General features: G+C 65.2%; 12 protein-coding genes. 7 read left to right on the top strand and 5 right to left on the bottom strand.

The window, feature by feature from the left end:
- Positions 1–23: 23 nt before the first annotated feature.
- The 4 genes from ptsP (at position 24) to FJW10_RS11435 (ending at position 4,420) form a co-directional block, all read left to right on the top strand.
- Positions 24–1,598 carry a phosphoenolpyruvate--protein phosphotransferase gene (gene ptsP, locus FJW10_RS11450; protein WP_140900169.1) on the top strand — a complete coding sequence of 525 codons (1,575 nt, stop codon included), beginning with the start codon at positions 24–26 and terminating at the stop codon, positions 1,596–1,598.
- A gap of 7 nt (positions 1,599–1,605) precedes the next feature.
- Positions 1,606–2,037 (top strand): hypothetical protein, encoded by a 432-nt coding sequence (locus FJW10_RS11445; protein ID WP_140900168.1) that lies wholly within the window; start codon positions 1,606–1,608, stop codon positions 2,035–2,037.
- 79 nt (positions 2,038–2,116) lie between these two features.
- Entirely contained in the window at positions 2,117–3,103 is a 987-nt protein-coding gene (gene dhaK / locus FJW10_RS11440; RefSeq protein WP_140900167.1) for a dihydroxyacetone kinase subunit DhaK, read from the top strand.
- Positions 3,104–3,370: 267 nt separating this feature from the next.
- Positions 3,371–4,420, top strand: coding sequence for a nucleotidyltransferase family protein (locus tag FJW10_RS11435; RefSeq protein WP_140900166.1), 1,050 nt, complete (start codon positions 3,371–3,373; stop codon positions 4,418–4,420).
- On the opposite strand, the gene FJW10_RS11430 is transcribed toward FJW10_RS11435, so the two are convergent.
- The 4 genes from FJW10_RS11430 to FJW10_RS30760 form a co-directional block, all read right to left on the bottom strand.
- On the bottom strand, positions 4,417–5,397 hold the full coding sequence (locus FJW10_RS11430) for a serine kinase (protein WP_140900165.1): 981 nt from the start codon (positions 5,395–5,397) through the stop codon (positions 4,417–4,419). The two genes, FJW10_RS11435 and FJW10_RS11430, sit on opposite strands and share 4 nt — an antisense overlap.
- A complete protein-coding gene (locus FJW10_RS11425; RefSeq protein ID WP_140900164.1) occupies positions 5,394–5,825 on the bottom strand; it encodes a lasso peptide biosynthesis B2 protein in 432 nt (143 codons plus the stop codon). Before FJW10_RS11425 ends, FJW10_RS11430 begins: the two co-directional genes overlap by 4 nt.
- Positions 5,825–6,112 (bottom strand): PqqD family protein, encoded by a 288-nt coding sequence (locus FJW10_RS11420; RefSeq protein WP_140900163.1) that lies wholly within the window; start codon positions 6,110–6,112, stop codon positions 5,825–5,827. Before FJW10_RS11420 ends, FJW10_RS11425 begins: the two co-directional genes overlap by 1 nt.
- A 286-nt stretch (positions 6,113–6,398) precedes the next feature.
- Positions 6,399–6,683 (bottom strand): DUF2259 domain-containing protein, encoded by a 285-nt coding sequence (locus FJW10_RS30760; protein ID WP_281405121.1) that lies wholly within the window; start codon positions 6,681–6,683, stop codon positions 6,399–6,401.
- Between the two features lie 285 nt (positions 6,684–6,968).
- Between FJW10_RS30760 and FJW10_RS11410 the strand changes: the two genes are divergently transcribed.
- The 3 genes from FJW10_RS11410 (at position 6,969) to FJW10_RS11400 (ending at position 10,942) form a co-directional block, all read left to right on the top strand.
- The gene (locus FJW10_RS11410; protein ID WP_140900161.1) at positions 6,969–8,876 is read left to right on the top strand and encodes a propionyl-CoA synthetase; all 1,908 of its coding nucleotides are present in this window, start codon (positions 6,969–6,971) and stop codon (positions 8,874–8,876) included.
- Between the two features lie 122 nt (positions 8,877–8,998).
- Complete coding sequence (locus FJW10_RS11405) at positions 8,999–10,078, top strand: acyltransferase (protein WP_140900160.1); 1,080 nt, start codon at positions 8,999–9,001, stop codon at positions 10,076–10,078.
- A 150-nt stretch (positions 10,079–10,228) separates the two neighbouring features.
- Positions 10,229–10,942 carry a metallophosphoesterase gene (locus tag FJW10_RS11400; RefSeq protein ID WP_246674215.1) on the top strand — a complete coding sequence of 238 codons (714 nt, stop codon included), beginning with the start codon at positions 10,229–10,231 and terminating at the stop codon, positions 10,940–10,942.
- Between the two features lie 12 nt (positions 10,943–10,954).
- Here the strand turns inward: FJW10_RS11400 and FJW10_RS11395 are convergent, their stop codons facing one another.
- Positions 10,955–13,336, bottom strand: coding sequence for a polysaccharide biosynthesis tyrosine autokinase (locus tag FJW10_RS11395; RefSeq protein ID WP_140832228.1), 2,382 nt, complete (start codon positions 13,334–13,336; stop codon positions 10,955–10,957).
- Positions 13,337–13,442: the final 106 nt, after the last annotated feature.

Genomic DNA, 13,442 nt, shown 5'->3' with positions numbered 1-13,442 from the left:
TGTGCTCGTAAGGAACGCGAGCCATGCGGATTGACGGCATCCCCGCCTCCCCCGGTTACGCCAAAGGCCCGCTGTTCGATCTCGACCAGCCTCCGGCCGGCTACGAAGCCAAGGCGGGCGCGGCGGAAGAGAAGGCTGCGCTGGAAGGGGCGATCGGCAGGGCCGTCGGCCGGCTGGCGGCGCTGATCGAAACCGCCGATGGCGACGCCGCCGGCATCCTCGAATTCCACATCGCCATGCTGGAGGACGACGCCCTGAGCGGTCCGGCCTTCGCGGCGATCGGTTCCGGGCAGGCGGCGGACGCCGCCTGGCACGCTGCGCTGGACGACGAGGTCGCCGGCTACGAAGCGTCGGACCAGGACTATTTCCGCGCCCGCGCGGCGGACCTGCGCGACATTCGCGATCAGGTGCTGCGCGCGCTGAGCGAGGACAGCGAGGCCGCGACGCCCCCGGGCGCGATCCTCTACGGCGAGGACATCGCGCCGACGCGTTTTCTCGAAACCGATTGGAGCAAAGGTGGCGGCATTGCGCTCAAGCGTGGCAGCACCGCCAGCCATGTTGCCATGCTGGCGCGCTCGCGCGGCGTGCCGATGGTCGTCGGTCTCGACATCCCGGCTGGACCGCTCACCGGCGCGGCGCTGCTCGATGCCGAGCGCGGCGGGATCGTTTTCTCGCCGTCGCCCGCCGAGATCGAAGCCTTTCGGCAATCCGCCTCCGCCTTCGCCGACCGGCAGGGCGCGGCGCGGACATTCCTGACGGAGCCGGCGGTGACCAAGGCCGGCACCACCGTGCGCGTCCAGGTCAACATCGCCTACCCGTCCGACGTCGACGGCATCGATATCGCAAGCTGCGACGGCGTCGGCCTGATGCGGACCGAATTCCTGTTCGGAAAGACATTGCCTGACGAGGAGACGCAATACCGTGCCTACCGCAAGGTGCTGGACTGGGCCGGCGACAAGCCGGTGACCATCCGCACCGTCGATGCCGGCGGCGACAAGCCGATACCGGGTTTCACGGTCGAGGAAACCAATCCGTTTCTCGGCTTGCGCGGCATAAGGCTGTCGCTGGCGCGGCGCGATATCTTCCGCGTACAGATACGGGCATTGCTGCGCGCCGCCATCCACGGCAATCTGAAGGTGATGTTCCCGATGATCGCCACGCCTGACGAGCACAGCCAAGCCGCCGCGCTGTTCGCGGAGGAACAGGCCGCGCTTGCCGCGCAGGGCGTCGCGCACCGGCTTCCGCCGCTCGGTATCATGGTCGAGGTGCCGTCGGTGGCGCTGGTGCCGGAAGCCTTCGCCGATGTCGCCTTCTTCTCGATCGGCTCCAACGACCTGACGCAATATGTGATGGCGGCCGCGCGGGACAACGCAGCCGTGGCGCATCTCAACACCGTCCGTCACCCGGCGGTGCTGCGACTGATTGCTTCGATCGCGGCCTTCGGGCAGGAGAAGGGCATTCCGGTCAGCCTCTGCGGCGACGCGGGTGGCGATCCGGCAGCCATCCCGGCGCTGCTCGAGGCCGGCCTGCGCGACCTGTCGGTCGCCCCCGCGCAACTCGCCATGGCCAAGGCGGCCATCGCGGACGTGCCGGTGTAGGCGCGGCATGGGCAGGACCGAGAAGATACCGGAAACAGGCTCGGAAGAGGCGATCCGCGCTTACAAGCTGATTCTGTCGCAGGTCATCGACCAGCGCCCTTCGGGAATGCGCCAGCGCCTGGCCGATGCGCTCGGCAAGCACCGCAGCTTCGTCACGCAGATTTCCAGCCCGGCCTATTCGATCCCGATCCCGTCAAAGCATCTGCCGTCCATCTTTTCCGTCTGTCATTTCAGCCAGGCCGAGCGCGACCAGTTCATGGCCGCCTATCACCAGGCGCATCCCGGCAAGGCGCCCGCGGCCTCCGGTCCGCGCAAGACACGCCATGTCTCGCTCATCGTGCCGGATTTCGGCGACGACAGGCAAAACGCCGCGCTCGACCGGGCGATCAACGAATTCATCCAGAAAATAACCAGCATCGCCGGCAAGGGCAGCGGCTGAGCAAAAGCAATTCCAGGAAAAGTGTGTAGCGGTTTTCCGTTCGGAATTGCGTAAACTAAAGACCGTCGGGAGGACTGCCATGAAGAAATTCATCAATTCGGTGGACACGGTCCTGACCGAGAGCCTCGATGGCTTTGCGGCGGCTCATGCCGACATCCTCGTGCTTGGCGAGGAGCACAAGTTCGTCCGCCGCAGGGAATTGAAGCCAGGCAAGGTGGCGTTGATCTCGGGCGGCGGCTCCGGCCACGAGCCGCTGCATGGCGGCTTTGTCGGCCATGGCATGCTCGACGCCGCCTGTCCCGGCCAGGTCTTCACCTCACCGACGCCCGACCAGATGCTCGCGGCCGTTGAGGCCGTCGACACCGGCGCCGGCTGCCTGTTCATCGTCAAGAACTACGAAGGCGACGTGATGAATTTCGACATGGCCGCCGAGATGGCGGACGGCGTGCTGCAGGTGGTGACCAATGACGACGTCGCGGTCGAGAACTCGTCCTACACGACCGGGCGGCGCGGGGTGGGCGGCACGCTGGTGGTGGAAAAGATCGTCGGCGCGGCGGCCGAGCAAGGCATGCCGCTGCCCGCGCTCAAGGCGCTGGGCGACCGCGTCAACGCCGCGACGCGCTCGATGGGCGTGGCGCTGACCAGCGGCACGGTGCCCGCTGCCGGCAAGCCGACCTTCGAGATCGGCGACGGCGAGATGGAATTCGGCGTCGGCATCCACGGTGAGCCAGGCCGGCGGCGCGACGCCTTGAAGAGCGCCGATGCCATCGCCGAAGAGGTCTGCGCCGCGATTGCCGGCGACCTCGGCGATCGCGCCAAGGGGCCGGCGCTGCTGTTCGTCAACGGCTTTGGCGGCACGCCGTCGATGGAGCTGTATCTGATGTACAACTGCGCCCGCAGGATGTTCGAGAAGCTGGGCGTGGTTGTAGTCCGCTCGCTCGTCGGGTCCTACGTGACCTCGCTCGACATGGCGGGATGCTCCATCACGGTGACCATGCTGGACGAGGAGATGACGGCGCTGTGGGACGCGCCGGTACACACGGCGGCGCTGCGCTGGGGGATGTAGCCGGCTTCAGCCAAACCGAAACCGCGAACGCCTCAAAGCGTCTTTGACGCCACGGCCACCACGCTGGACAGTTTTCCAGCCTTGCGCAGCAACGGCGCCTCATATTTCTTTTTCGTCATGTCCAAAACCTTCCGGATCGAACCCAGAGAATGGACGATCCGCGCGGAAAGTCGAACTCACAGGCCCGCTCTGCCGCCGCGCACTGGTTTCCAGCGAGCTTTTCTGTAAGCATGGGTTGTTCCTGTCGTTCGAACGCCGTCCGGGCTGATGCTGCCATCTCTTGCGCCTGCCGATGAAAAACGGCTGCTGACCTTCGCCGACCCCGAGGCACCGGCTGCCATTGGCAGCGATCTTGCGGCCGCGACCTTGCTGGCGCTGCTCGCCAATGCGGAGTTCCACGGCGTGCTGCCGATCATGCTGCGCAAACTGAGGGAAACCGGCGACGCTCAACTGCCGCAGGACACAGCCTTGCAGCGGAAATTGTCGGAGTTGCGCGATGAAGCGACGATGGCGACCGGCCAGTCGATGTTGTTGCAGTACCATGGCGACCGCATCATGAAGGCATTGGCGGCGAAAGGCGTGCCGGCCCGGATCGTCAAGGGACCGGTTTTCGCACGCAAGCTTTATCGCCACGTTGCGGACCGTCCCTTCACCGACATCGACATCCTCGTCGACCCCGCCAGCATCGGGGAAGCCAACAAGACCATCGGCGAATGCGGTTTCGAGCTCGGCAGCGACGAGGCCGAGTCGTATGAATTGCAGGAGTTCAAATGGCTGGAGAAAGAGAACTCCAGCCTGCTGATCGAGTTGCACGGCGATCTGGTGCACGACACCGGTATGCGCCGGCGCCTGTCGCTCGGGTTTCGGGAGTTGCAGGCGATCGACAATGGCGAAACCGACACGCCAGCCGCGCTGCTCACCATCGCCATCGTCCATGCCGCCGGCGGCCACAAATTCCACCGGCTGCAGCTCTGCGTCGACGTGCTGCAGGGCATGCGGGCGCTGAAATCGCCTCAAGAGGAAGCGCGGCTGCTCGACGCCGCCCGCATGACCGGCATCGAGCTTGAGCTGGCCACGGTCCTCAACGTCACCGGACGCCTGTTCGGCGCGCCGCGCGCGATCGAGCTTGCCAACCGCATCAAGCCGGACCTCTCGATACGGCTGGCGAAGTGGCTCATCACCGGCAACATGCTGCTTCGGGTCAATTCCCGCGAAAAGCTGCGCTCGCGGCTCAGCCGCGACGCCTTCCGCTGGGTGCAGAGGCTGGCACGACCGCGACCGTATCCAGCCCAAGCGCGGGAAGCTACTTCCGGCTAGATATCTACCTTGGCGCGGATCAGCGCCGCCGCATCCGCCGGCCTTGCGCCGACTTCCAGCGTGAAGGTCGGCACCGCTTTGACGAGGGCCGCGATCATCGCCATGCGCCTTTTCTGCAGCGACATCAGGCCGGTCATGCCGGTCCTTACATTGTCGGTGGCCAAAGCCACCATGGCGTCGGCCCTGGCCATCGGCAGCAGCCGGGTCTCGGTGTCTGCCGAACGCGCAAGATGCAGGAGCGCGGCGACGGGTCTGGCGCGCACATCCTCGACGCGGATGATTTCGCCGAGGCGGTCCAGCGAAACGGATTGCTCGCCCTCGGCGTCCCAGTTTTCGCCCAGGCAAGGCGCCACGAAGGGCAGCATCGCCGCCGTGTTGCGGTGGACCTTCACCCTGCGCGGCATGCCCCAGGCCGCAATCCCCTGCCCGGTTGCGTTGAGGATCATTACGTCGTCCGAGCAGAGGCCGAAATCCCGCGACGCAAGCGCGAGCGATGTGGTCGACTTGCCTGTGCCGCTTGGCGCATGGATGAGAACCAGGCCGTCCTTTCCAGGCAAGGTGAGGCCCGCGGTGTGCAGCATATGCTGGCCGTCCGCGTCGAGCGCCGCGTCCAGCACCATCATCAGCAGGGTCCACTTGATCTTGCTGTCGGGATGAAGACGGATTTCGGCATGGCCCTCGCCGTCGTGGATCGACACGGTCTGGTGGCCCGGGAAGACGAGATGGAAGACGCTTCCGGCGTCGATCATGCGGCAATGGCCGTCCAGCGGCACTTCGCCGTCGAAAGCCAGCTTTCCTTCGGGGTTCTCCCGCAACTCAAGCGTTTCGACGATGTCGACGCGAAAGCCGGGCCGGACAGGCTCGTCCACACGCAGGGCACCGAGCATCAGGTCGAAGCTCGGCCACAGATCGGCACGCGGGGCGGTGATGCCCAGGATTTGACCGTTGAGGTCGTAGCGGAAAGTCTGGTCGCTCAAGCGACCGGCGCCTTCATCCTGGCCGGATGACGATAGATTTCCACCATGCCGGGCTGGCTGTCGCTGACCACCGGCTTGCCGTCGAGGCAGACCCAGCAATGCGCCGACAGGCGAGGCTCGCGCATCGAACTGGCATCGACGCCGAAACGCAGTTCCGGGTCGAGGCCGGCCATGCGCAGGAAACGAAAGCCGAGCAGGCCTTCCCGAAGGCACCTGCGGTCGCGCATCAACCAGGGGCGCCGCACCGTTCGCTTGACGCGATGGACGATGTAGGTCCAGGGCAAATCACGATAGGGCGCCGGCGACTGCAGCGGCGCCAGTCTCAACACGCCTTCGAAATCGCGCTGCCCGACCAGCACCGGCATCAGCCGGGCGCTGAGCCACAAATGGACGCGGAACAGGACGCGCAGAGCAGGTCCGTCAGCCATCACGCGCCCGGGTCGGCGAGGATGCCTTCGGCCACCAACTCGGCGGCCAATTCGGCCATGTCCTGGTCGAGCGTTGCCTTGTCGACCTCGAACTCGTCCGACAGCAGGTCGACGATCTGGTCGAGGTTGCGCGCACCGTTCACCTTGTCGAGGAAAGCCTCGGTCGTGTCGTTGCAGGTGTAAAGCTGGCCGCTGCACGCCAAGAGCACGACGGCGCCATCGCCGACATGCTGCACGGACGCATCGTCCGCCATGCGCAGCACCGTTTCAGAGCCGATTTCCGCCATCCGCCCGCTCCCTTCGCTGAAGAGCAATTAGCGCGGCACAGCAAGGCTGTCCATCGCCGTGGGGTGGCGAAGCGGACGATAGCTTGGCAGGCTTTTGCCCGTCGCGGGGCGAACATTAGCGAGGTCTTGCCTTCCTGCCCTTGGGTAAGTTATGAGTCCGCCGGGCTTTGGGGAGTGATATATGCGTTACAATTGGGAACGGGCTCCGACGGCGTTCGAGCGCCATCGGAAGGCGCTTGCGGCGGCCATCCTGATCGCCGGCGGCGTCGGGCTGATGCTGGCGGCGCTACCGCTCTAAGCCGGCTGACATCGCGGACCAGGCATAAACGGCGCTCTCGCGAGAGAGCGGAAGAATCGTTTGGCCCTTGTCTGTGCGACCAGATCGAGGCGATCGGGGCAGTTGGCCCGTCGCCGCCATGAGGTGGCGGCCGCGGCCTTCGAAACCCGGGCTGAAGCGCTGGACCAGCACGGCAATCGCCACCGGCTTGCCCTTGGGCGCGAACTCATAGACCTCCGACAGGCTGTAGGATGTCGGGCAGTTGCGCGAACCAGGCACGGCCTTGTGCAGCACCTTGATCGCCCTGCCGTCCTGACCCCGTCCGGCGAGAAGCCGATGATGCGCCGCGCGGCCGCATCGCCCGCGTGTGTCGCCGCGCCGGCAAACACGACGCACAGGCCGAGCCCCACGGCAGGCAAAATGCTTGATCTTCCTCTCCTTCGGCCGAAACCCGACGGTGCCGCATATTGGCCGGCAAGGCGAGAGCGGAGTGGACCAAAATGCAGGAAGACATGGCCGGCGGAACCGGCTTAGGCTATTTGCCGGTTGATGAAAGCTATTCCCTGGGAGGAAGACCACATGGCCTCACGCTACCGCGAAGTCTATGAGGGCTGGAAAAGCGACCCCATAGGATTCTGGGCCGAAGCGGCGAAGGCGATCGACTGGTACACACCGGCCGAAAAGGTCTTCGATCCGGCGGAAGGCGTCTATGGCCGCTGGTTCATCGGCGCCACCTGCAACACCTGCCATAACGCCATCGACCGCCATGTCGCTGGCGGACGCGCCGACCAGCTGGCGCTGATCCATGACAGCGCCATCACCGGCACGATCCGGAAATTCACCTATGCCGAATTGAAGCGCGAGGTCGTCGCGCTGGCCTCGGTGCTGAGGCATCGCGGCATCGGCAAGGGCGACCGCGTCATCATCTACATGCCGATGGTGGCGGAAGCTGCGATCGCCATGCTCGCCTGCGCGAGGCTGGGCGCCGTGCATTCGGTGGTGTTCGGCGGCTTCGCCTCGCATGAGCTCGCCACCCGTATCGACGACGCCAAGCCGAAGCTGATCATCACCGCCTCCTGCGGCCTCGAGCCGGGACGCGTGGTCGCCTACAAGCCGCTGCTCGACAAGGCGATCGAGATGTCGAAGCACAAGCCCGACGCCTGCCTCATCCTGCAGCGCGAGCAGTTGCGCTGCGAGATGAAGGACAATTACGACTTCGACTATGCGGATGCGGTTGCCCGCGAGCGGGCGGCGGGCGCCAATGTCGACTGCGTGCCGGTGCTGGCCACCGACCCGCTCTACATCATCTACACCTCCGGCACGACCGGCCAGCCGAAAGGCATCGTGCGCGACAATGGCGGCCACATGGTCGCGCTGAAATGGACCATGGACAACGAGTTCGGCGTGAAGCCCGGCGAAGTGTTCTGGGCTGCCTCCGACGTCGGCTGGGTGGTCGGTCATTCCTATATCGTCTACGGGCCGCTTCTGCATGGCTGCGCCAGCGTGCTGTTCGAGGGCAAGCCGATCGGCACGCCGGACGCCGGCACCTATTGGCGGGTGATCGCTGAGCATGGCGTGGTGGCGCTGTTCACCGCGCCGACCGCCTTCCGCGCCATCAAAGGGCAGGATCCCAAGGGCGAGTTCGTGCCGAAATACGATTTGTCGAAGTTCCGCACGCTGTTTCTTGCCGGCGAGCGCGCCGACCCCGAAACCATCAAATGGGCCGAGCAGAAGCTCGACCGTCCGGTGATCGACCATTGGTGGCAGACCGAGACCGGCTCGCCGATGACGATCAACCCGGCGGGGCTCGGGCTGTTGCCGGTGAAATACGGCTCGCCCGGCGTGCCGATGCCGGGCTACGACATCCGTATCCTCGACGATGCCGGCCACGAAATACCGCGCGGCACGCTCGGCAATGTCGTGGTCAAGCTGCCATTGCCCGCCGGCTGCCTGCCGACGCTTTGGAACGCCGACGCCCGCTTCCGGCAGGCCTATCTCGAAGAGTTCCCCGGCTACTACAAGACGGCCGACGCCGGCATGATGGACGAGGACGGCTATCTCTATGTCATGGCCCGCACCGACGATATCATCAACGTCGCCGGCCACCGGCTCTCGACGGGCGCCATGGAAGAGGTGCTGGCGGCCCATCCCGATGTCGCCGAATGCGCGGTCATCGGCGTTGCCGATGCCATGAAGGGCCAGGTGCCGCTTGGCTTCGTCGTGCTCAATGCCGGCGTGTCGCGCGATACCGGCGCGATCGAGAGCGAGGTGGTGGGGCTGGTGCGCGAGCGGATCGGCCCGGTTGCCGCCTTCAAGACAGTGGTGACGATCAAGCGGCTGCCCAAGACCCGCTCCGGCAAGATCCTGCGCGGCACGATGCAGAAGATCGCCGATAAGGAGGAATGGACAATGCCGGCGACCATCGACGATCCCGCCATTCTCGACGAGATCACGGTGGCGCTGAAGGGCCGCGGCATCGGGGTGTAGTCGCCAAGCAGACGGCCGCGTTAAGGAAGAATTCACGAATTTGTCCCGCACCGCAATCGCTTGTTGTGCAGCGCAGCAATAGACTTTAAAGTTTGCGTGGGGGGCCATACCGAAGGCACGGCATGGCTCAGCACAAGACGACATTCGGCGGTGTCGACATCCTGCGTTTCCTGGCTGCCGTCATGGTGATGTTCTATCACTATGGCTTCTGGGTCTGGGCCTTCCCCGACGGCGTTTCGGCGCGCGCCACCGGCGGCATCCCGCCGCATCCCGAAATGGCCTTCGCCGGTTCCGGCTGGGTCGGCGTGCAGGTGTTCTTCGTCATCAGCGGCTTCGTCATCGCCTTCAGCGCCGAGAATTCCACGCCGCTGAAATTCTTCGAGGCGCGCATCCGGCGGCTGATGCCGGCGGTCTGGATCTGCGCGCCGATCTCCGCCATCGTCCTGCTCGCTGTCGGCCTCTCCTGGCCGACGGACGCCGTGATCCGCCTCGTCCGCACCGGGCTGTTCGTGCCCTTCGAACCCTGGGTGGACAGCGTCTACTGGACGCTCGGCATCGAGATTGCGTTCTATGCCATCGTCTGGGTGCTGCTGCGGCTCGGCCGCTTCGACCTGATGGAGATAGTGGCCATCGTCATCGGCCTCGCCAGCACATTGTTCTGGTGCGCCTATTTCGCCTTCGGCTGGACCGATCTCGCCGAGACGCGCTGGCTGCAGCTGACCCTGGTGCATCACGGCGCGTTCTTCGCCGTCGGCGTGCTTCTGTGGCTGATGCGCTTCAAGGCGATAACCCTGCAGCGGCTTGCCTTCGCGGCCCTGTTCCTGTTCGGGGGCGCATTGCAGATCGCGAGCTCGGTCGACGTGCACAGCGTCAAGGTGGAAGCCGCGATGCCTTACACGGCGCCGATCGTCGTCTTCCTCGCGGCGGTGGCGCTGATGGCGTGGTCGCTGCGCCTCGACCTGTCCTGGCGCGGCTGGCGGCGGATCGGACTGATGACCTATCCGCTCTATCTCATCCACGATGTCGTCGGCGCGGCGATGCTCGGCGCCCTGATGCGCGCCGGCGTGCCCTATCTGGCCGCTATTCCCGTTGTCGCCGCTGCCATGATCGTGGTGAGCTGGCTGATCGCGGCCGAGGCCGAGCCGCGGATCCGGCTGCTCTTGGACTACACGCTGTTCCGCTATCGGTTGAAGGCCGCCTGACGACGCGACTGCCGATCGCGCGCCGGTGTGGAATTGTTTGCATTCGGCATGATATCGAGGCGCAGATCAGTGCAAATAGCCGAGCCTCAATCCGTGAATCTTTTCCAGCGATCGAGACGCCCTCGACCCGCGCCACGCGAGCGCCTCGTCATGGACATGCGCGACACGGTCGTCTACGCGATCGGCGACGTGCATGGCTGCCTCGACGAGTTGCGCGCGCTGGAGCAAAAGATCCAGATCGATGCGCAGCGCTTCCGCGGCCGCAAGATCATCATCATGCTGGGCGACTATATCGACCGCGGGCCACATTCGCGGCGCGTGATCGACCATCTGATGGCGCCGCCGCCGAAGGGCTTCCAGCGCATCTGCCTCGTGGGAAATCATGAAGTCGCGCTGCTCCTCTATCTGGACGGTCATCTCTCGCGTGAGACCTGGCTCGGCTATGGCGGGCGCGAGACCTTGTTCTCCTACGGTGTCGACCCGGACCGCCTGGCAAGTCTCTACGGTTCCAGCGAACGGACGGACGCGCATATACGCGAGGCCATTCCCGCCGGCCATGTCGATTTCCTGCGCACGCTGCCCATAATGGTCTGCTCCGACGAATTCGTCTTCGTGCATGCCGGTATCCGGCCCGGCATCGCGCTCGAGGCGCAAGACGAGGGCGACCTCCTCAACATCCGCGAGGAGTTCTTCGAGGCGGCGCACCGCCTCGACCGCTGGGTGGTGCACGGACACACGGTCGTGGAGATTCCGACGCTCGACGGTCGCCGGCTCGACATCGACACCGGCGCCTTCCAAACCGGGCGGCTGACCGCGCTCAGGATCGTCGGCAAATACGGCCGGCTGCTGTCTTCAAGAGATTGAAGACGGCGCGCGTCACGCAGCCTGTTTGGCGCGCGATTCCGACTTGTCCAGATAATAGGTCGAATAGCGGTCGAAGAACCTTTCCGAGCCACCGAGCGAGCCGTATTTGGCCAGCTTCTTCAAATCGACCTTGTTGAGCACCGCGCCGATCACCTTGTTGGCCATATAGGGCTCGGATTCCAGCATCGAGCGCACCATGTTGCGCGGCGTGCGGCCCCATTCGGTGACCAGCACGAAGCCGTCGACCAGCGGCGCGAAAGCCTTGGCGTCGACGACGGGGCCGAGCGGCGGCAGGTCGACGATGATGTATTCGAACGTCTCCTTGGCGTTGTCGATGAAGCGCCGCATGCCGGCCGAGCCAAGAAGCTCGCTGGTGTGCGAGAACTGGCCGCGCAGCACGGCGGGAATGATCGCGAGCTTGGTCTGGCGGTCGACCTTGCCGACCGACTGCCAGGTCTGGCCGTTGACCACCGCTTCCATCAGGCCCTGCTCGGCCTCCATGCCGAGGCTGCGGCTCAAGCCAGGATTGCGCAAGTCGCCGTCGATGAGCAGGGTCTTGGCGCCGTTGGCGGCGAGCAGGCCGGCAAGGTTTGCGGCGACCGTCGACTTGCCTTCGCCGGGCAGCACCGAAATGACGCCGATCACCCGGCTGCCGCGGTCTTCCATCACCACGTCGAAGGCGATCTTGGCGTTGCGCAGCGTCTCGGCGAACATCGAGGCCGGGGCGTCGATGCTGACGCGCATGCGCGCCCGCCTCTCAGCCGCGGAGAGACTGGCCACCTTGCCGTCGGCCGGCAGATCGTCGGCTTTGCTATCCTTGGCCTTGCCGCCGCCGATCGTCGGCAGATAACCGAGGAATTTCAGGCCGACGCGGTCGCGAATGTCCTCGCCCGTCCTGAAGAAACGCTCGTTGAACTCGTTGAGGCCGCCGAAGCCGGCGCCAAGCATCAGGCCGAGCACCAGCGACAGCGCCAGCACGCGCAAGGTGCGCGGGCTGGAAGCCGCGAGCGGCATCGACGCGTCGGAAATGATGCGGACCTTGCCGACCGGGAAGGACTGCTGCTGCGAGGCTTCCTCATAGCGGCTGAGGAAGGTCTGGTAGAGCGTGGTCAGCGCCTGCGCCTGCTGGTCGAGCTCCTTCAGCTTCACCTGCGACTGGTTGTCGATCGAGCTCTTGCCGGCGGCGGTGGAAATCTTGTCGCGCAAAGCCGTCTCGCGCGCCTGCGCCACCTCGAAATCGTTGCGGTAGCTTTCGGTGAGCTGCTTCAGCTGGCCGAAGATCTGTGCCGAGACATCGGCCTTTTCCTTGGCCAGCGCGACCGCCTGGGGGTGATCCTTGCCGAAATTCGTCTCGACGTCCTGCAGGCGCTTGGCAATGGCCAGATAGCGGGTCTTGAGCGCGATGATGACCGAGCTGCTCGGCTGGTCGGCGCCAATGGCCGAATCGTTGAAGGCGGCTTCAGAACCGCTGTCGACGATCGCCTTGTATTGGTGATAGCGGGCGCTGGCCCTGGCGGTATCGGCCTGGGCGACGATGAGCTGGGCGTTGAGGTCGGCGAGCTGCTTGTCGCTCAGCAACTGGCCGTCGCTGTTGGCGGACAACCCATGTTCGGCCCTGAATTTCTCAACGGCCATCGCTGCCTGCTGCGAGCTCTCCCGCAGCTCGGTAAGCCTGCCCTGCAGCCACAAGGCGGCGCGTTCGGTGGCGTCGAAGCTGGCATTGAGCTGGTCGGCCAGATAGGCATCGGCATAAGCCTTGGTGATGGCCGTGGCCAAGGCAGGATCAGGCGCCTGGTAGCCGATGGAAATGACGTAGCTGCGGCCGTTGCGCTGCGCCAGCACCTCGCTTTGCAGCTTCAGCACGGCGTAGTCGTGCGTCGCCGTCTTGATCATGGCCTGGCGCGTCGCCTCGTCGACATTCTCCATGCCGGGGATCTGGTCGGCCGAGCTGCTGCGGAAATAGCCGACCACGCCGCGCAGGAAGCCGATGCCCTTGGCCAAGGCCGATTGCGGGGGGTTCATGAAGGCCGGGTTCTGGTCGAGCTTCAGCTTGTCGACCACCACCGATGCAAGGCGCGCGGACGTCAGGATCTCGATCTGGCTGAGCAGCGAGGCGTCGGTCTGCATGGTTTGCGACGCCGCCGAGATGTCGTCGACGACCTTGTTCAGGCCCTCGTCGATCAGGACGCTCGCCACGGACATATATTGCTTGGGCGTGGTCTGCAGATAGATCACGCCCAGGAACAGGCCGATGACGGCGCAGACCGCCACCACCTTGGCCTGTCGGGCGGCCATGCCAAGCAGACGCTCGACGTCGATAAAATCTTCACCCTTCTCCGGATCGGTACTGGGCAACGGCATCCTCTTGTCGAGAGGGAAGCTGGCATAGTTCATATTCGGTCCAATTCCAGGTTGCAGGCGCTATCGGCCTTGGTAGATCGGCGTCGTGACCAGAAAAGACCGCGCAACGTCGTTGCCAGGATGCGCCGGGCCGGAGGGC

Origin of the sequence: Mesorhizobium sp. B4-1-1 (genome assembly GCF_006439375.1) — a bacterium.
In the GTDB taxonomy this organism is placed as follows: Bacteria; Pseudomonadota; Alphaproteobacteria; order Rhizobiales; family Rhizobiaceae; genus Mesorhizobium.
Note: the sequence above shows the minus strand (reverse complement) of the source record. Positions and strands in the feature narration are given on the sequence as shown.

Coding starts and splice junctions, on each gene's coding strand:
- ptsP (WP_140900169.1), top strand. CDS start 24: ATGCGGATTGACGGCATCCCCGCCTCCCCCGGTTACGCCAAAGGCCCG.
- FJW10_RS11445 (WP_140900168.1), top strand. CDS start 1,606: ATGGGCAGGACCGAGAAGATACCGGAAACAGGCTCGGAAGAGGCGATC.
- dhaK (WP_140900167.1), top strand. CDS start 2,117: ATGAAGAAATTCATCAATTCGGTGGACACGGTCCTGACCGAGAGCCTC.
- FJW10_RS11435 (WP_140900166.1), top strand. CDS start 3,371: ATGCTGCCATCTCTTGCGCCTGCCGATGAAAAACGGCTGCTGACCTTC.
- FJW10_RS11425 (WP_140900164.1), bottom strand. CDS start 5,825: ATGGCTGACGGACCTGCTCTGCGCGTCCTGTTCCGCGTCCATTTGTGG.
- FJW10_RS11420 (WP_140900163.1), bottom strand. CDS start 6,112: ATGGCGGAAATCGGCTCTGAAACGGTGCTGCGCATGGCGGACGATGCG.
- FJW10_RS11410 (WP_140900161.1), top strand. CDS start 6,969: ATGGCCTCACGCTACCGCGAAGTCTATGAGGGCTGGAAAAGCGACCCC.
- FJW10_RS11405 (WP_140900160.1), top strand. CDS start 8,999: ATGGCTCAGCACAAGACGACATTCGGCGGTGTCGACATCCTGCGTTTC.
- FJW10_RS11400 (WP_246674215.1), top strand. CDS start 10,229: ATGGACATGCGCGACACGGTCGTCTACGCGATCGGCGACGTGCATGGC.
- FJW10_RS11395 (WP_140832228.1), bottom strand. CDS start 13,336: ATGAACTATGCCAGCTTCCCTCTCGACAAGAGGATGCCGTTGCCCAGT.